Source organism: Cytobacillus sp. GQ23 (assembly GCF_059758675.1).
Genome location: NZ_JCAXER010000035.1, coordinates 1 through 19,105, shown reverse-complemented (window position 1 = coordinate 19,105; position 19,105 = coordinate 1). Strand labels below are relative to the sequence as shown.

Genomic DNA, 19,105 nt, shown 5'->3' with positions numbered 1-19,105 from the left:
GGAGGCAATATGAAAACGATTAAGCTAAGCATAGAAGAATTAATATTTTCTTTTTATAGTGAAGGGTTGTATGAGCAGGGGATTTCTTTAAAGGAGACTTATTTTCCGGCTTTGGAGGATTCTGAATTAAAATTGATGCTGGAGTTTGCCTCTCGTTCTTTGCTTGCAAAGGATATGGCAGAGGAAGTAGATAATCAATATAAGTTAAAGAAAGAATACACTTCCTTCATCCATATATTAAATTCTGCAGAAAAGACAGTGAAGGCCTCTAGGTTTAATCAAGACCTAGAGGGGGAAGAAAGTATTTCTTTTCATTTTAAAGAAGGGGCAGTATTTCATCATCGGTTACTGCATGATCATCAGGTTCATTTAATCTCTAAGTATCCTAAAAAAGAGGTTATATCAAGCCTGTTAGAATTTTTTAATTTTACTTCGTCTTGTAAACAAAGTGAAGTGATATTTAAATTAACAAATGAAGAATTTGAGGAACTTTTGGGAGATATGAGCCAGTTAGACTCAATCACTGAAAGTACTATTCATAAGTGGCAGATTAAAATTCAACATTCTCTTGCATCGATATTTTTAAAGGACATCACTATAAGGAAGGGTAAAATGGATAGTCTTCTTAGTTTAGAATACGACACTAGTAATAACCCGGAATTAATTGATATTTACTTTGTTATTCCTGGTCAGGCCGAATCCTGGCTGATTAAAAGAGACCAGAATCTGGATTTGAATATTTTGAGGTTAAATGAGACAACGATTAATGATCTATTGTTAAACAGCAGAGTTTTTGCAAGTTAAAGGGGGAGATTTAGTTGCCAATGGTTCAAGATAAAGGTGACTCTATAGTCATCAAAGGGTCAAAGTTTTATTATGCTCTAATGTTTTTTGCAACAGTGGGCTTTTTAATAGCCTGCATCTTTCTTATTATACACGGCTTGAAATTCAATTCTAAATATTCCTTGTTCTATCTTGGCGGAGGGATTATTTTCACCCCATTCTATTTATATATTTCTCTCTGGAGTTTGCCTGGATTCAAACCAGGTAAGGTGCTGCTGAAAATTGTTCCAGGAGATAACGGAAAGGTAGTGGGAAAAAGATCTACAGTTTCAATAAAAAATATCCGTAATATTGACTTGATAAGAAATCCATTGAATCTAATAAATGATATTGTTATTGAAACTTTCGATGACAAGAAAGTTAAATTTCGTACTTATAATCTGATTGATGATGGAGATTTTCAGGTAATTGTTGATAAGTATATTTTCCCCTTTATGAATGACAATGCCAAGAAGGTATGGGATCGGAAGATTGATTTAGATAAGTTAAAAGAGGAAGACAACTATGTAAGACAGGAGCATAAAATCGAGTAGTTTTATCCATAAACAAGAATGTAATTTAATGTGTTGATATGGACTTTAGAATAAGCGTTAAAAGTTAAGATCTGTAAATAGCTCTTTGACGACTCCATAAAGCAGTTACGGGAGTATACAAAATTTGAATGAGTAAATAAGTTGAACCTGCTTAACAAGTCCTATCGTAGGCGTGGGCTATCTCATGGAGAGAGAAAGAAGTGGCTCATTTAAAAAAAGAGGAGGATGAATATTTTTCGATGTCCCTTGACAAAGAACCTATAATAATAAAAGGTTCAAAAATTATGTATGTTTTGGTGTTTCTGGCTACTGTAGGTTTTTTAATAGCTTGTATCTTGCTAATTGTTCACGGTCTGAAGTTTGACTCTAAATATTCTTTATTTTATCTTGGCGGCGGGATCATATTCACACCTTTTTATCTCTATATTACGCTTTGGAATTTACCAGGCCTAATTCCGGGCAAAACCTTGCTGTCCATTATACCCGGAGAAAATGGTGTGATTAAATCAAAAAAAGGGATTATTCCAATTAAGGATATACGAAGTATTGACCTTGTAAGGAATCCATTAAATTTAATAAATGATATTGTAATTGAAACCTTTAATGATAAAAAATATAAAATTCGCACCTATAACCTGATTGGTGATTTTCGCTATCAGATCATTGTTGATCAATATATATATCCTTATATGACTGAAAATGCCAAAAAAGTTTGGGATCGGAAAATAAACCTGGATAATCTTCGGCAGCAGGCTAATTATGAAAGGCAAGAACCGAAGGTTGAGTAATAGTTATATGTGTGGGGTTTTTTAGCAGCATGTATTTTTTAAATTATACATGGGCTGAAATTTAATTCTAAATATTCGTTACTATATTTAGGCGGAGGAATTGTATTAACTCCTATCTATCTTTACATGACTTTATGGACCCTGCCTGGATAAATGCCAGGGAAGGTTTTGTTTAAAATAATCCCGGGAGAACAGGGGACAAATCATTCGAAAAAAGATACGGTTTCTATAAGTAGTATTCGTGATATCAATTTAGTCAGAAACCCTTTTAACTTAATAATTGATATTGTTATTGAGACCTTCCATGACAAGAAAATAAAAATTAGAACATATAATTTTCTTGGAGATTTACATTATAAATTAATTGTAGATCAATACATCTATCCATATATGACAGAAAACGCAAAAAAGGTTTGGGACAGAAAAGTGAATCTTGAACGTCTTCGAGATGTGGCAAGATACGAAAGAAAAGGAACAAAATTTGTTTAAAAATTAATTAAATCTGATAAGCCCTCTTTTAAGAGGGCTTTCTAAAGGGGCTAGTAAATAACGAGCCCTTTTATTTTTCGTCAACAGGCATTTTGGACGCTGCGAATCAAATGCTTAATAAGGTAATTAAGTAAAGCATATGTGTAAATTGTCTCTCTTTCTGCAGGTTCTCACTATCTGATACAAAGGAGGAGTTATAATGGTCAATGGTTCAGAAAAAAGGGGATGCAGTAATTATAAAGGGTTCGAAGTTTTATTATGTATTAATGTTCCTGGAGAGAACGGTATTATTCATTCCCCAAGAGGAGCCGCTGTAAAAGTAAAAAACATCTGAAATATTGATTTGAACAGAAATCCCTTAAACCTTATTAACGATATTGTTAATCGAAACATTCGATGATAACAAAGTAAGAATTCGCACCTATAACCTCATCGATGATGGAGATTTTCAAGTGATTGTCAATAAATACATTTTTCCGTTTATACAGGAAGATATGGGGTCGGAAAACCGATTTAGATAAGTTAAAAGAGGAAGATGATTATGTGAGACAGGAGTATAAGGTATAAAACACATTTCTGGGCTGGCAGTATGCTGAACCCTCTTTGTCTTGCCAGGGTTATATTTCAAAAGAAATCTGAGAAAGATTACAGCAAGATACATTGGTAACATCACTTATAATGATGCAATATTATCGCTATGGAGGATCTTCGATTAGCATTCAGTTTGTTCTTTGACTAACAAAGTCCTTTTATAAGATTAATACTCTATTTTCTAAATGGGAGAGTTTATCTTGTCAATGATTGAAGAAAAAAATGAAGGAATACTTATTAAAGGTTCAAAGTTTATGCGCATTTGGATGTTTTTGGCCACATCAGGGTTTTTGATTGCATGTGTTTTCTTGATAACACATGGTCTGAAATTTAACTCAAAATACTCTATTCTATATCTTGGTGGAGGAATTGTCTTAACCCCCTTCTACCTATATCTCACTCTCTGGAGCTTGCCTGGTTTTATTCCGGGGAAAGTCCTATTTTCAATTATCCTAGGAGAAGATGGGAAGTTAGTTATGAATAAAAAAGAGATTTTAATCAAAGACATAAAAAACATTAACCTGGTAAGAAACCCCATAAACTTAATAAATGACATTATCATAGAAACGTTTAATAATAAGAAGTTCAGAATTCGCACTTATAATCTTCTTGCTGAAATGGACTATGAAATGATTGTAGATAAGTATCTTTATCCTTATATGACTGAAAATTCCAGGAAGGTTTGGGATCGAAAAGTAAATCTGGAACTACTGCAAGTAGAGTTAAAGTACGATCGGAGGGCACAAAAGATAGATTAATGATACTATCCTTTCAATTTTATAAATAAAAGCTCACATAAGGTCTAACTTAACAAGGAGCTCTTGTTTTAAAATTCAATTTCTGAAACCAGAGGGCATTCCGAACGTAATAAAGTTAAGAACATTAAAAAGGAGGACCCCATGCCAAAGAAAAGCCTCATCAATATATTAATAGTTTTGCTTACCAGCTTCCTCTTCCTCTCTGCATGCAGCAGCTCTGAAAGCAATTCAGAAGCAAAAGCGGAGAAAAAGGAAGAAGACAAATATGAAAAGCTGGCTAAAGAGAAAAATAAGGAACTTGAGCTTGAACCCCTTGAGCTGACTTCTTACAGTGAGGAAGTCGGAGCGGCTCTGAAAAATCCGAAGTATAAGGAGTTTGCTGCTAATGGCAAGGTAGCTGTCCAGGGAGAGGTTGAAAAATACACTGATCTCAAATCAGAATATGCCTGGATCAAGATCCGTTCCACAGAAGATGGACCGGCAGGGAACGATCTGGAATATTACGCACCCATCAAGGAAGGGAAGTTCAAGCAGGATATCCGTTTATTTAATGGGGAAGGCGAGTATAAGGTAACGGTTCAGCTTCCAAGTATAGATAGTGAGAATTATTATTATGATCTTGCTTCATTCACTGTCCATAATGTAAATCCGGATGCGGACCGCGATGTGACGTATACTCCGTTTGGCCAGGAAGCAGATCTCGCCCTAGATATAGAATCGAGCTACGTAAATGGCAATGAAGTCTTCAGTTTACAAGGGGAAGCCGAAAGCCTGTCAGACAGCGATACAATCATGTTACAGCTGAAAAAGGATTCGGAAATGTGGAAGCATGTCATTAAGCTTAAGAATGGCAAGTTTGCTTATGATGTGCCTTTATTCTACGGAAAAGGCCAGCACGAGCTTGAAGTGCTCGTTCCTGACAAGGAAAGGGAAAATTACTATCAGACAGCCACAACCATCTTAATAGACAACGAGTCTGATAGGAAGATGAGCCCGATTGAATACTCTAAATCATATGAGGAGCGGGGAGTGGCGCTCGAATACCCGCAATATGGCGGTGAGAAGTCTGACGGTGTCTTTTCTATAAAAGGAAAAATTGATCCGCAGGCAGAATTCGGTCCTGAAACAGATCATATTTACATTACTACAAAAAAAGGTGAAGACGAGGCACTGGATGTGATCCCTGTAAAGGACTTCACATTTGATGATTCATTTTATTTAAGGTTTGGTCCTGGCACATATGAAGTCACACTAAGTGTGCCGGAAATTAAGGAAGAGAATAGCGATTATTTCCGCTACTATGGATTTGCCAAGTTTGAGGTGGAGTCAACAGGCGAGGATAAGCGGGACCTGCTTCCTTCAAGGGGCATTCAGTCAGATGAGCCGCAAATTACTGAACTCGCACAAAAGCTGACAGAAGGTATTAGCGGGGAAAGGGAAAAAGCGAAAGCCATTTATGATTATGTTGCGAAGAACGTTTCATATGATGTAAATAAGCTCGAAACAGATAACTTCAGCTGGGATGATAGTGCACTCAAGACACTTGATTCTAAAACAGGCGTCTGCCAGGATTATTCGTATCTGGCCATTGCTTTGCTTCGGGCAAGCAATATGGAAGCCCGCTTTATTGAAGGAACTGCATTCGGCGGATTCTGGCCGCAGAAGCATGCATGGGTGGAAGTGAAGGTGGATGGAAGCTGGCTCACGATGGATCCTACATGGGGAGCGGGTTACATTAAGGATGATAAATTCGTGGCAGCTTTTAATGAAAAATACTTTGATCCGAATCAGGCAGAGTTTGAAAAAACTCATAACCGTACAGGTGTATCATACTAAACTGCAAAAAGTCATGGGGCCTGTTCCTGTGGCTTTTTTTATTTGCCAAAGGAGTGGAAATTAATTCGAAATACTCTTCAATAATTATTCTGAAAATTATAAAATTAAGTTGACTGGGCTTCCGTCCGGATCTCCGTTAGGAGGTAATAGCTTGATAAAACAATTGGCAGGAGTGATCTTTTGTATGATGCTGATTTTCCCTGGTATGGTGAAGGCTGGCGGCATTGGCGGTGACGACAGTGGCACTCCGGGTTATTGGTATGCCGGAGAAACACCCTCAAGCATTGACCCTTCCAAATCACCTCTTGTGTTTGTGCACGGCTATAATAATTCATCAGCTGTCTGGCATGAAGGAAATGATATGTATGAGGTGGCATTGGCAAATGGGTATGAAACAGCCTTCATTGATCTTCATCATGACCGTGATATGTGGACGAATGGTGCCATTCTGGCTGAAAAGCTCCAGGAAATGTACCATCATTTCGGCGGAAAGAAGCTCGTGGTCATTGGCTATAGCAAAGGCGGTGTGGATATTCAGACAGCGCTTGTTCATTACAATGCCCATCCCTATGTATCAAATGTCATCTCTCTATCCTCTCCTCATCATGGCACCCAGCTTGCAGACCTTGCACACAGCAGTGCCGCCTGGTGGCTTGCTGCCCTTCTCGGAAACAATAATGAGGCAACTGAATCCCTGCAGACAGGCAATATGCAATACTTCCGAAGCCTGACAGACTCCCATCCGAATACTGCAAAAAACCGATATTATACACTTGGCGGAACCAAATGGGGATCATTTGGCAGTGCTTTCTACTGGGGAGGTTTATACCTGAGCCAGTACGGAAAAAGCGATGGTGTTGTGACAGCAGTTAATTCCCGGCTCCCTGGGGCTTCCATTGTCCAGGAAGGCGGCTGGAATCATACAACCATCCGGGAAGGGTCCCGTACATTCCCGGTGTTCAGACCTTACACATCAATTACTCAGCCTGCTGCGAATTATTCCATTGAAGACTCTGAATCCTCAGTCGGAAAGCCACGCATTCACTCCATTGTAAAAGGAGGAACAAGTGTCAATGCAATAAGTGAGCAGTTTCTCGTGGAGGATAAGGTGAAATCCATAACCATTTCTTTTATAAGCGATAAGAATTTATCCTCTTTAAAATTAATCAGTCCGGACGGAAGAGAATATAAAATGGGAAAAGCGCATAAAGAAAAATCCGAGTTTTTCAAAGGGGCATGGGTTCATCAGATTGAAGCAGATAATCCTAAAGATGGAACCTGGGTCTTAAAAGCTCCGGCAAATGCTTCGTATCTATACACCGTTGCACTGGACAGCCCGTTAAATGATAGTATTCAGGGCAAATCTCTGAATAGCCAAGAAACCTTCCATTCAAAGTGGATCCTCTATGAATTTGATTCTTCAGGAAAAAAGCTGCAGCAGAAAGCGAAGGGAGAAAAGCCCGGCATTATGACCGATGGAGATTTTTCTCAGGAAGGTGTATACAATGTGACAACGGAAATAAAAGGTTTTACCGGAAATGGGAAGCCCTATGAAAGGACTCTTATCGAATCTTTTTATATAGATACGAATGGAAAACGATATAACTGACTGCTCTGCGGCTGCTGAAAAGCAGCCTTTATTTATGTCGAATCTGATATGGCCCGTCTCGGAAAATCACAGGAGTTTCCGGGGCGACAGCGAATATATAATAGGTTAGAATAAAATTAAGAAAATTGTAAATTAGTGGAATGATAGATATAGATAAAGGGGAGAGATTTCTAATGGATCGAAATCAGATGCACCCTGCAATTGAAAGGGTATTGGGAAATATTGAAAAAGTTATGATCGGCAAACGGGATGTTGCGGAGTTGAGCTTAGTGGCGCTTTTAGCAGAAGGCCATGTATTGCTCGAGGATGTTCCGGGTGTCGGGAAAACAATGATGGTACGTGCGCTGGCTAAATCAGTTGGTGCTTCATTTAAACGCATCCAGTTCACGCCTGATTTGCTGCCTTCGGATGTAACGGGTGTATCCATCTATAATCCGAAGGAAATGGAGTTTCAGTTCAGGCCTGGTCCCATTATGGGCAATATTATTTTAGCGGATGAAATCAACCGGACCTCTCCCAAGACGCAATCCGCTCTTCTTGAAGGGATGGAAGAAAGCAGTGTGACCATAGACGGAGTGACACATCGTCTTGAAAGACCCTTCTTCGTTATGGCCACACAAAATCCCATTGAGTATGAGGGAACCTATCCGCTTCCGGAAGCGCAGCTGGACAGATTCCTTTTAAAAATGAAAATGGGCTATCCGGAAATAGCAGATGAGATGGAGGTCCTGAACCGCGCGCAGCGCATTCCGCCAATAGAGGGTCTGGAAACTGTAATGGATCTGGCTGAATTGCGCTCACTGCAGACAGAAATTAAAGAGGTACATGTAGACGAGACGATTAAACGCTATATCGTGGAAATCGCAAATGGAACCCGCAATCACAGCAGTGTGTACTTAGGGGCAAGTCCGCGGGGTTCCATTGCTTTAATGAAAGCAGCCCAGGCTTATGCTTTCATGTATGGCCGCGACTTTGTTCTTCCAGATGACATTCAGCATTTGGCGCCTGCGGTTTTTGTCCATAGAATTATTTTGAGATCAGAGGCGAAATTTGAAGGTGTTACGGCTGAAGAAGTGGTGGGGCGGGTTATTGCCAGGGTGCCTATCCCTGTACAAAGGCTAGTGAAGTAAATGAAACAGCTGTTAAATACACTGAAAGGTGTCTGGAAGCTTATTGTACTGTTTCTGCTAATTTTGTTCACCTTTTCGTATGCCATGTTTCAGGGCGGCTTTGTCAGCTGGTTTTTGTTTTACAGCTTTGTGCCATTTGCTTTATATGCCCTTTGTCTGTCGTTATATTCATTAAATGGCGTTAAAGTGGAGCGGATCCTGACGAAAACGGAATATAGTGCAGGTGAAGAGGCATCGATTACTCTAAAGATAGAAAGGGAATCAGCTTTTCCTTTATTGTACCTCGTCGTTGAGGATGAAATGAGCGAGCAGCTCCTGCGTGCCCGGAAGTCAAACGAGGCAAAGCGGTTTTTATTTCCTGGATTTCAAAAGGAAATGTCCATTCAATACAAGATTAACAGCCTGCCCAGGGGAGAGCATTTTTTTGGTTCCGTCCGTTTGAAAACGGGTGATCTCTTGGGCTTAATAGAAAAAGAAAGACAAGCTCCCGCTGAGAGCAGGATGGTTGTCTACCCGGCGTATGAGGAAATCATCTATAAGCCGATGGCACATCATTACGACCAGGGAATGACTGCTTCCAAAGAGCGGGTGCAAAGGGATACTTCCATGGCAATCGGCATCAGGGAGTATCAGCCTGGAGACAGATTTTCCTGGATCAACTGGAAAGCTACTGCAAAGCGAAATGATATTATGACCAAGGAATTTGAACAAAGGCAATCCCATGATGTTTTTATCCTGATGGACTGTGCAGCCGATAGCCGATTTGAGGCCATCGTTTCGTTTACTGCCTCCATTGTAAGGGCAATTCTCCGGAAAGGGGCGCAGTCTGGATTTTTGACCTCTGCAGCTGTTCGGACGGCTTTTCCAATCAGGGGCGGAGAAACGCACCAGCTCCAGATTTTTCATCATTTGGCAAAAATAAAAGATGATTCACAAGCCTCATTGGATCGGGTTCTTGAAGCAGAGCATTTTCTTCTGCAGCAGAACAGTCAGCTGATGATTATGACAGGGAAATTAACAAAAGCACTCATAGAGAAAGCCGGATATTTTGCGTCCAAAAATGGAACCTTGACTATATTTTTGATTAAACATGAGCATGAATCTCCTTCCGGTGATGAGCTGCTGCTAAAAACCTCTGCTAATGCCAGGGGGATACGGGTAGTCCTGGTTCATGACGGACATTTTGATGTGTTTTCGGGGGTGAGCAGGTGATGAATTTTGAAAAGGTCCATAAGGACTTTTCCTCCTTTCTCCTATATGTCCTTGGCTTTTTCTTGTTATGGGAATGGCTGCGGCCTGTTGAAGAGCTGACAGATACATCGAATATTGCCGTTTTCCTTGTGTTCCTTGTGCTGTCACTGCTCCTTGCTTTCTTTGGCGTAAGTCCAGTCATAAGCAGTGTTATTAAGGTGCTGTATATTTTATATGAGCTGCATTATTTGTATTTTGAAGGCTCCTTTTTTCAATTTTCATGGATAGCCGTGTTTGCGTCGGATAGTTTGCACAACTTTGGTTTGCTGGCTGAGAGAGACTGGCCCGCCATGACCAATCTTTTCAGAAGCCTGCTATTTTTCATACTGCTGTGGCTGATGTCTTATTTGATTCAATATTGGCTGATTAACCGCAGGCAGATTTTTATTTTCTTTTTCATGACACTCATTTATATAACTGTTTTGGACACCTTTACGCCTTACATGGCAGACGCTGCGATTGTCAGAACAGTAATTGCGGGCTTTGCGGTAATGGGCATCCTAACATTCAATCGTCTTCTGGAGCAGGAAGGGATGAAAAAAGAAGCCTCCCTCTCGCGCAAATGGATGATTCCGCTGATTGCACTGATCGCGTTAAGTACAGGCTTGGGATATGCTGCCCCTAAAGCAGAACCCATTTGGCCCGATCCAGTGCCTTTTATTAAATCTTATGGGCAAAACAGCGGCGGCAATGGCCGGGGTATCCAGAAGATCGGATATGGGGAAGACGATTCCCGTCTTGGCGGCCCTTTTATAGGTGATAACGCAGTGGTCTTCAGGGCGGAAGTGGAGTCTCGCCATTACTGGAAGGTGGAAACAAAGGATAAGTATACAGGCAAGGGGTGGGTAACCTCCCAGCCTGAAGGGGAGTACCTTCCGTTTGGTTTGGGAGAAGAAATCCCGGTTACATCGTTTATCGATAACGATGCAATTGAAACAACTGAAGAAGCAAGCTCGGTTTATACCTTTATGAATTACCCTCATGTGGTGTATCCATTAGGGTTAAAAAGTATTGAAGCTTCGCCGTTCATTACCTATGAGATGGAGTCGGCTACTGAAAAGATACGGACATTGGATGGAGGACGGCCATTTGCATTGGAAGAGTATAAATTGGGATTTGCGGTCCCCGAATACAGTGTGACTGCCATGAAGGCATCAGGGGCAAAGGCGGAATCACTTCCTGAAGAATTTTTGTCCCGGTATACACAGCTTCCTGAAGAATTGCCTGAAAGAGTCAGGGAACTTGCGCAGGAAATTACTCAGGATAAACCGGATTGGTTTGAAAAAGCAAGGGAGCTTGAGAGATATTTCCGCAGAGCGGAATATAGCTACAGCCAGACAGATGTAGCGGTTCCAGGGGAAAATGAGGACTATGTGGACCAATTTTTATTTGATACCAAGCAGGGGTATTGCGACAACTTCTCTTCCTCAATGGTGGTTCTGGCGAGATCGATCGGATTGCCGGCAAGATGGGTGAAGGGCTATACAGAAGGAGAATTCAAGCAGTCGCTTGGATCTGGTTTTCGCTTATATGAGGTAACAAATAACAATGCCCATTCATGGGTGGAAATTTATTTTCCTGAGATGGGCTGGGTTCCATTTGAACCAACTCAGGGCTTTAGTAATAATGTACAGTTCAACTTTGACAATGCTGGCCAAAATACGAGCCAGCCGGAGGCAGAAAAGCCTAAAGAGGCTGAGACTCCTGTTAAGCCGGACAAGCCTGAAACAGTATCAACAGAAGGATCACAGTTCACATTCAAGAAGCTTTGGGGCAATATAGAGGCTTTCTTTAAAGAACAGTGGAAGGTCATTGTAACAGCCGTATTGGCAGCTGTTTTGCTTGTAATAGTCAGTTTCCGAAAACGGGGTAAATGGCTTCCTCATTATTTCATCTGGAGGTTTAAAAGAAAAAGGAATGATGAGCACTTCTCGAAGGCTTACCTGATTCTTTTAAAAGAATTGGATCGATACGGATTAAAACGGAGAAACGGACAAACCTTAAGAGATTATGCCAAGTATGTTGACAGCTTTTTCTCAACAAGGGAAATGAGCAGTCTGACAGCACATTACGAAGAGCTTGTCTACAGGGGAGTTCTGAAAGAAGGAAGCTGGAAGGATACAAAGGAATTGTGGGAAAATTTAATTAAAAAGACAATAGCTTGACCGGGATTTAGGGCTGTTGTTACAATAGGCAAATAAGACAGCGGCAATATTGTTCGGATTTTGCCGTTTTTCACAATTAAATCATGCAACCTTCATATATCCTCGATAATATGGTTCGAAAGTCTCTACCGGATCGCCGTAAATGATCTGACTATGAAGGCAGAAGAAGTTTTTTGCTGTACGTGAGAACCGGAATTCTGCCTTCACTTTTTTTTGTGGAGAAAGAGTTCCGGTTTTTTTATTGTCAGCTTCCCGCTGGAATATATGAACTTGCTGAGAAATTATATTTTTTCTAGATATTTTATCTGTATGAGAGAAGACTAAAGGCAATACAACAAATTTAATGAGGTGAACAGTGTGACGGGGAAAACAGAACTTCAAAATCAGGAAATGATCGTAGTGCTGGACTTTGGGAGCCAGTACAATCAGTTAATCACACGCAGAATTCGTGAGTTCGGTGTATACAGTGAGCTGCATCCGCATACGATTACAGCTGCAGAAATCAAGGAAATGAATCCGAAGGGGATTATCTTCTCCGGTGGTCCTAACAGTGTCTATGGCGAAAATGCTTTCCGCTGTGATGAGGAAATTTTTGAACTGGGCTTGCCGATTTTTGGAATCTGCTATGGCATGCAGCTGATGACGATGCATTTTGATGGAAAAGTAGAACCTGCCAAGCACCGTGAATACGGAAAGGCGATCATGAAGATTGAAAACGAGTCTAAATTGTTTGCAGACCTTCCTCGAGAACAGACAGTCTGGATGAGCCATGGCGATCTTGTTGTAGAGGCTCCGGCTGGTTTCACAGTGGACGGTACCAATCCATCATGTCCGATTGCGGCGATGAGCAATGAAGAGCGCGGTTTATACGCTGTTCAATTCCACCCTGAGGTTCGCCACTCTGTTCATGGCAATGATATGCTGAAAAACTTTGTGTTTGGCGTTTGCGGCTGTACTGGCGATTGGTCAATGGAGAACTTCATTGAAATTGAAATGGAGAAGATCCGCCAGGAAGTTGGGGATAAAAAGGTTCTTTGCGCATTGAGCGGCGGTGTTGATTCATCGGTTGTTGCCGTCCTAATTCATAAAGCAATCGGAGACCAGCTGACTTGTATTTTCGTTGATCACGGCCTGCTTAGAAAAGATGAAGCAGAAGGCGTTATGAAGACTTTTGCTGATGGATTCAATATGAATGTAATTAAAGTGGATGCGCAGGAGCGCTTTATGAATAAGCTTAAAGGGGTTAGCGATCCTGAACAAAAGCGTAAAATCATCGGCAATGAATTTATCTATGTATTCGATGATGAAGCAGCTAAGCTTGAAGGCATTGATTTCCTTGCACAGGGTACACTTTATACGGATATTATTGAAAGTGGAACAGCAACTGCGCAAACGATTAAATCTCATCATAATGTAGGCGGACTTCCTGAAGATATGCAATTCAAGCTGATCGAGCCACTTAACACTCTGTTTAAAGATGAGGTGCGTGCACTCGGAACAGAGCTTGGCATTCCGGATGAAATCGTGTGGAGACAGCCATTCCCTGGTCCGGGATTAGGAATCCGCGTCCTTGGTGAAATTTCAGAGGATAAGCTGGAAATTGTGCGCGAGTCTGATGCGATTTTGCGCGAGGAAATTAAAAAGGCCGGCCTTGACCGTGATATCTGGCAATACTTCACTGTCCTGCCTGACATCCGCAGTGTCGGGGTAATGGGTGATGCCCGGACGTATGATTATACTATTGGAATCCGTGCTGTTACATCAATCGATGGCATGACTTCTGATTGGGCCCGTATCCCATGGGATGTTCTGGAGATCATTTCAACTAGAATCGTTAATGAAGTATCACATGTCAACAGAGTGGTCTACGATATTACGAGCAAACCGCCTGCAACAATTGAGTGGGAATAAAATACGAACATTATTAAAAAGCGAACATGAAAATGTTCGCTTTTTCTATTGACTAGGACTTTTTGGGGTGCTATGATAAAGAAGAATTAAATATGTCGTTTTACGTCGTATAATCTTGGGGATATGGCCCAAAAGTTTCTACCGAGCTGCCGTAAATAGCTTGACTACGAGGTAAGTGCAAATAGGGATGTTTTTGCCTTTATTCTTCTTTATTTTCCCTATGGCAAGCACGAACCAGTTGTCAATGCTCCGGTGCTCAATACCGGAGTTTTTTTATTGCGAAAATATAGATTGCCAATAGGGGGAAAAGAAATGAAGAAGTACTTCCAGTTTGAAGAGCTTGGTACTAACTATCGCCGTGAATTCATCGGCGGACTCACAACATTTTTAGCAATGGCTTATATTTTAGTCGTTAACCCGATTACTTTATCTTTAATGGATATACCGGATTTACCGGATTCCATGAGGATGGACTATGGGGCTGTGTTTGTTGCCACAGCAGTGGCTGCGGCTATTGGTTCCCTGTTGATGGGGGTGCTGGCCAGATATCCAATTGCGCTTGCTCCTGGTATGGGATTAAATGCATTTTTTGCTTATACTGTTGTTTTAACGATGGGAATTCCTTGGCAGCATGCATTAGGCGGGGTTCTTATCTCGGGAATTATTTTTATCATTCTGTCCTTATCTGGCTTGCGGGAGAAAATCATTAACTCGATTCCTGCAGAATTAAAATATGCAGTCAGTGCCGGAATCGGATTGTTTATTACATTTGTCGGCGCTCAAAGTGCGGGGCTGATCGTTAATAATGATGCAGTACTCGTAGGTTTAGGCGATTTTACTGATGGAAATGTGCTTCTGGCCATTTTCGGAATTATCATCACAGTTATTCTAATGACAAAAGGCATTAATGGCGGAATTTTTATTGGAATGGTGATTACAACAGTTGTTGGTATGATTGCCGGTCTGATCGATGTTCCAGGAAAGGTTGTTGACTCAGTGCCAAGTGTAGCTCCAACGTTTGGTGCGGCATTGGGAGCATACAGCGACCCTTCATTCTTCTCAACAAGCATGCTGGTCGTAGTTTTAACATTCCTGTTCGTAGACTTCTTTGATACTGCAGGGACGCTGGTAGGGGTTGCTAACCAGGCAGGCCTAATGAAGGAAAATAAACTCCCGCGTGCAGGCAGAGCACTTCTGGCTGACTCAACAGCAACAGTCGTTGGTGCAATTTTTGGAACATCGACGACAACTTCTTTCATTGAGTCTTCTTCAGGTGTTGCGGCAGGTGCGAGAACAGGATTTGCATCGGTTGTCACAGCAGGATTTTTCTTGCTTTCATTATTCTTCTTTCCGTTATTAGAAGTTATTACTTCTGCAGTAACGGCTCCGGCGCTGATCATTGTCGGTGTATTGATGGTTGCATCATTAGGCAACATTGACTGGACGAAGTTTGAGATTGCCGTTCCGGCATTCTTGACAATTATTGCAATGCCATTGACTTACAGCATCGCAACAGGAATTGCAATCGGGTTTATCTTCTATCCGATCACCATGATTGTAAAGGGCAGAATCAAAGAAATTCACCCAATTATGTATGGCTTGTTTGTTATATTTGTTCTGTATTTCATTTTCTTGAAGTAAAAGGATGTGAAGGGCCCGCAAATGCGGGTCCTTTTTTTATTCAGATCGATCCCGTTGACTTCCCGGGCAGGCTTTTATACCATGAGAGTACATTTGTTTAATGGGCGGGGAGAAGAGAATGGGTGAATATAAGGTAAAAAAGGTGCTTAATAATAATGTTCTCATTGGCAGTCATGAATCCTTTGGAGAAGTCGTCCTTATCGGCAAAGGGATAGGGTTCAGCAGGAAGCCGGGCCAGCCAATCGACTCTAATTTGGTTGAAAAGCTCTTTATTCTTAAAAATGAAAAAGAGCAGGAGAATTATATTAAACTTATGCCTTATGTGGATAATCAATTGCTTGAAGCGATTATCTCCTCCATCCAATTGATAAAACAAAGGGCGAACTCCATGCTTAATGAACATATCCATGTTGCATTAACGGACCACTTGATGTTTGCGATAACTCGCTTGAAAAATGGGATGGAAATGAGAAACCCCTTCCTAGTCGAAACGAAGACACTTTATCCATTTGAATTTGGAATAGCCCAGGAAGTTGTTAACCTTATCGGGCATCGTACAGGTATTTATTTGCCTGAAGGAGAAGTTGGATTTATTGCCCTGCACGTTCATAGTGCAGTAATGAACAGAGATTTATCCGAAGTGAATCAGTATTCTCAGCTGGTGACCCATCTCGTCAATATGATTGAAGAACAGCTGGGTATTCAAATAGATAAAGACAGCATTGATTATATGAGACTTGTCCGCCATATCCGCTTTACTATTGAAAGGGTTAACAAAGGCGAGGTCGTCGAAGAACCGGAAAAAATAACTTCACTCTTGAAAGAAGAATATCCGGTATGCTACAATCTTTCTTGGAAGCTCATTAAAGTAATGCAGCAAACATTAAAAAAACCAGTTTATAACGCAGAAGCTGTTTATTTGACTATGCATCTGCAAAGGCTTCAAAAGAAAATAAATTAATTACAAGATATCTTGTCCAGCAATGGAAAGTCTTTACGTGTTACTGATTCGATCAGGCATGAGTGAAGAAAGGTAATTGAATTTAAGTGAATAGGGTATGATACCCTGTATACACCTGAATTCTATCCTTTTTTCCTCATGCCTTTTTTATTTTTAATGGTTGCCGCTATTAAATGAAAACGCTTAATGAGTAAAAAAATTAGGGGGTTAACAAATGTTTAAAAAAGTATTTGGCGTCCTGCAAAAAGTCGGAAAAGCCTTAATGCTTCCAGTAGCCTTGCTGCCGGCGGCTGGTATCCTGCTCGCCCTGGGTGCTGCACTGCAGAATCCGGCGCTCTTAGAGCTGGCCCCGTTCCTGGATAACAGCGGGGTTGAAATCGTTGCCCAGGTTATGCAAAAAGCAGGGGATATTGTCTTTGCCAACCTGCCGGTGCTATTTGCGGTTGGTGTAGCAGTTGGTTTGGCAGGCGGCGAAGGTGTAGCTGCGCTTGCTGCCATTATCGGTTATTTAATTATGAACGTGACAATGGGTACGGCTGCGGGAATTACAGCCGAGGATGTAAATGGGCTTAATTATGCGAGTATCCTAGGCATCCCGACTCTGCAGACAGGCGTATTTGGCGGTATCATTGTAGGTATTATCGCTGCAGCATTATATAACAGGTTTTTTGAAATCGAACTTCCATCCTATTTAGGATTCTTTGCCGGAAAGCGTTTTGTTCCGATTATTACGGCTGCAGCATCTGTAGTACTTGGTCTTTTGATGCTCGTTATCTGGCCGCCAATTCAGGAAGGGTTAAATGCTTTCTCTCAAAACATGGTTCATGCGAACTTGACTTTATCAGCGTTTATTTTTGGATTAATTGAACGCTCGTTGATTCCTTTTGGTCTTCATCATATTTTCTACTCTCCATTCTGGTATGAATTTGGACAATATGTAACAAATGCAGGTGAAACTGTTCGTGGTGACCAGCGAATCTTTATGGCGCAAATCAGCGACAATGTACAGAATCTTACTGCAGGTACATTCATGACTGGTAAGTTCCCGTTCATGATGTTCGGTCTTCCTGCAGCTGCATTAGCTATTTATCACGAAGCACGCCCAGAGAAGAAAGTGGTAGTCGGCGGCCTTATGGCATCAGCTGCGTTAACTTCTTTCTTAACAGGTATTACTGAGCCGCTGGAGTTTTCATTCTTATTCGTAGCTCCGGTGCTGTTTGCGGTACACGCGGTGTTTGCAGGTCTTTCATTCATGACCATGCATCTCTTGGATGTAAAAATCGGCATGACTTTCTCAGGAGGTTTGATTGATTACATTCTATTTGGTTTAATCAACCCTCAGACAAATGCATGGATTGTCATTCCGGTTGGCTTAGTGTTTGCTGTGATCTATTACTTTGGTTTCCGATTTGCTATCCGCAAATTTAATTTAATGACTCCGGGCCGTGAAGAAGTAGAAGATGAAGAAACCGCTGCTTCAGGTAAAGGCGGAGATCTGCCTTATGAAGTTCTTGATGCTATGGGCGGACAGGAAAACATCGCTCATCTCGATGCATGTATTACTCGACTCCGTGTATCTGTAAATGATATTAAGAATGTAGATAAAGACCGCTTAAAGAAACTAGGTGCTTCTGGAGTACTGGAAGTTGGAAACAACATTCAGGCTATCTTTGGACCAAGATCTGAAACAATCAAAGGTCAAATGAAAGATATTATGAGCGGCAAAAGACCGCGGGCAGTTGAAAAAGCTCCAGAAGGCGGAGTTGAACAGCAAATTGAAGAAGTAAATCCTGAGGCTCTTCAGACTGAACATAAGGAAGACTCTTTCATTGCTCCGCTAAAAGGTGAAATCAAACCGATCACAGAAGTGCCTGATGCTGTATTCTCAGGCAAAATGATGGGTGATGGTTTTGCGATTGTACCTGCTGAAGGAACTGTAGTTTCACCTGTAGACGGGAAGATCGTTAACATGTTCCCGACCAAGCATGCGATCGGCATTCTTTCAGATTCAGGACGCGAGATCCTGATTCATGTGGGTATTGATACGGTTAACCTGAAGGGGCAGGGCTTTGAAGCATTAGTTGCAGAGAATGATCGTGTAGAAGCGGGACAGCCTCTATTGAAAGTGGATCTTGATTATATTGGGGAAAACGCAACTTCTATTATTACACCGATTGTATTCACAAACCTTCAACAGGGGGAAGCAATTAAAATTAATAAGCCGGGCGCTATTGACCTTAAAGAAAAAGATATCATCGTTATCTCAAAACAATAATATATAATATAGAAGAAACCAGCTGCAGTTCAAACAGCTGGTTTCTTTTGATTTACAGTATAATAAAAATCCTTGTGTTTTTTTTGTATAACTTGTTGACCTTCTGGGCACCAGGTGTTATTATAGTAAAACAGTCGCTTAAGACGTTAACAGCATTTGAATGTTTTTTAAAAAAGTTGTTGACGAAGTGGTTGAGAAATGATATATTAATAAAGTCGCTTCTGAGTGGCAGATTGATCTTTGAAAACTGAACGAACAAAACGTCAACGTTTAATCATTAGTCTTTTTCGAAAAGACAATCGAGCTCTATCAACTCTTATATGG

Annotated in this window: 15 protein-coding genes, 1 pseudogene and 2 riboswitches; all 16 genes and pseudogenes read left to right on the top strand. The window is 41.1% G+C overall.

Annotation, left to right across the window (positions count from 1 at the left end; all coding sequences use genetic code 11):
- Positions 1–9 precede the first annotated feature (9 nt).
- The 16 genes and pseudogenes from AC6CHU_RS22700 to ptsG all read left to right on the top strand — a co-directional run bounded on the left by AC6CHU_RS22700 (position 10) and on the right by ptsG (position 18,781).
- On the top strand, positions 10–804 hold the full coding sequence (locus tag AC6CHU_RS22700) for a YfjC family protein (RefSeq protein ID WP_498122845.1): 795 nt from the start codon (positions 10–12) through the stop codon (positions 802–804).
- Positions 805–824: 20 nt separating this feature from the next.
- Complete coding sequence (locus AC6CHU_RS22695; protein WP_159870187.1) at positions 825–1,376, top strand: DUF5381 family protein; 552 nt, start codon at positions 825–827, stop codon at positions 1,374–1,376.
- A 239-nt stretch (positions 1,377–1,615) separates the two neighbouring features.
- Positions 1,616–2,164 (top strand): DUF5381 family protein, encoded by a 549-nt coding sequence (locus AC6CHU_RS22690; protein ID WP_498122861.1) that lies wholly within the window; start codon positions 1,616–1,618, stop codon positions 2,162–2,164.
- A 42-nt stretch (positions 2,165–2,206) separates the two neighbouring features.
- Positions 2,207–2,653 (top strand): annotated as a pseudogene (locus tag AC6CHU_RS22685) (DUF5381 family protein).
- 199 nt (positions 2,654–2,852) lie between these two features.
- Complete coding sequence (locus tag AC6CHU_RS22680; protein ID WP_268891686.1) at positions 2,853–2,987, top strand: hypothetical protein; 135 nt, start codon at positions 2,853–2,855, stop codon at positions 2,985–2,987.
- A 43-nt stretch (positions 2,988–3,030) separates the two neighbouring features.
- Positions 3,031–3,174, top strand: coding sequence for a DUF5381 family protein (locus tag AC6CHU_RS22675; protein WP_236566323.1), 144 nt, complete (start codon positions 3,031–3,033; stop codon positions 3,172–3,174).
- Between the two features lie 276 nt (positions 3,175–3,450).
- Positions 3,451–4,002 carry a DUF5381 family protein gene (locus AC6CHU_RS22670; protein WP_159870190.1) on the top strand — a complete coding sequence of 184 codons (552 nt, stop codon included), beginning with the start codon at positions 3,451–3,453 and terminating at the stop codon, positions 4,000–4,002.
- Positions 4,003–4,143: 141 nt separating this feature from the next.
- Positions 4,144–5,838: a transglutaminase domain-containing protein gene (locus tag AC6CHU_RS22665; protein WP_159870157.1), complete on the top strand. Its 1,695-nt coding sequence runs from the start codon at positions 4,144–4,146 to the stop codon at positions 5,836–5,838.
- A gap of 151 nt (positions 5,839–5,989) precedes the next feature.
- Positions 5,990–7,447, top strand: a complete 1,458-nt coding sequence (locus AC6CHU_RS22660) for an esterase/lipase family protein (RefSeq protein ID WP_159870160.1) — start codon at positions 5,990–5,992, stop codon at positions 7,445–7,447.
- Between the two features lie 173 nt (positions 7,448–7,620).
- A complete protein-coding gene (locus AC6CHU_RS22655) occupies positions 7,621–8,577 on the top strand; it encodes an AAA family ATPase (RefSeq protein ID WP_159870163.1) in 957 nt (318 codons plus the stop codon).
- Complete coding sequence (locus AC6CHU_RS22650; protein WP_498122843.1) at positions 8,578–9,789, top strand: DUF58 domain-containing protein; 1,212 nt, start codon at positions 8,578–8,580, stop codon at positions 9,787–9,789.
- Complete coding sequence (locus tag AC6CHU_RS22645) at positions 9,789–11,993, top strand: transglutaminase TgpA family protein (RefSeq protein WP_159870169.1); 2,205 nt, start codon at positions 9,789–9,791, stop codon at positions 11,991–11,993. The genes AC6CHU_RS22650 and AC6CHU_RS22645 overlap by 1 nt, the downstream gene beginning before the upstream one ends.
- Positions 11,994–12,065: 72 nt before the next feature.
- Positions 12,066–12,167: riboswitch (purine riboswitch) on the top strand.
- A gap of 216 nt (positions 12,168–12,383) precedes the next feature.
- Positions 12,384–13,904, top strand: a complete 1,521-nt coding sequence (gene guaA, locus AC6CHU_RS22640) for a glutamine-hydrolyzing GMP synthase (RefSeq protein WP_201306605.1) — start codon at positions 12,384–12,386, stop codon at positions 13,902–13,904.
- 85 nt (positions 13,905–13,989) lie between these two features.
- Positions 13,990–14,091: riboswitch (purine riboswitch) on the top strand.
- A 125-nt stretch (positions 14,092–14,216) separates the two neighbouring features.
- Positions 14,217–15,545 (top strand): NCS2 family permease, encoded by a 1,329-nt coding sequence (locus tag AC6CHU_RS22635; protein ID WP_159870175.1) that lies wholly within the window; start codon positions 14,217–14,219, stop codon positions 15,543–15,545.
- Between the two features lie 118 nt (positions 15,546–15,663).
- Complete coding sequence (gene glcT / locus AC6CHU_RS22630; RefSeq protein ID WP_159870178.1) at positions 15,664–16,506, top strand: glucose PTS transporter transcription antiterminator GlcT; 843 nt, start codon at positions 15,664–15,666, stop codon at positions 16,504–16,506.
- Between the two features lie 214 nt (positions 16,507–16,720).
- Positions 16,721–18,781, top strand: coding sequence for a glucose-specific PTS transporter subunit IIBC (gene ptsG, locus AC6CHU_RS22625; protein ID WP_498122842.1), 2,061 nt, complete (start codon positions 16,721–16,723; stop codon positions 18,779–18,781).
- Positions 18,782–19,105 lie beyond the last annotated feature (324 nt).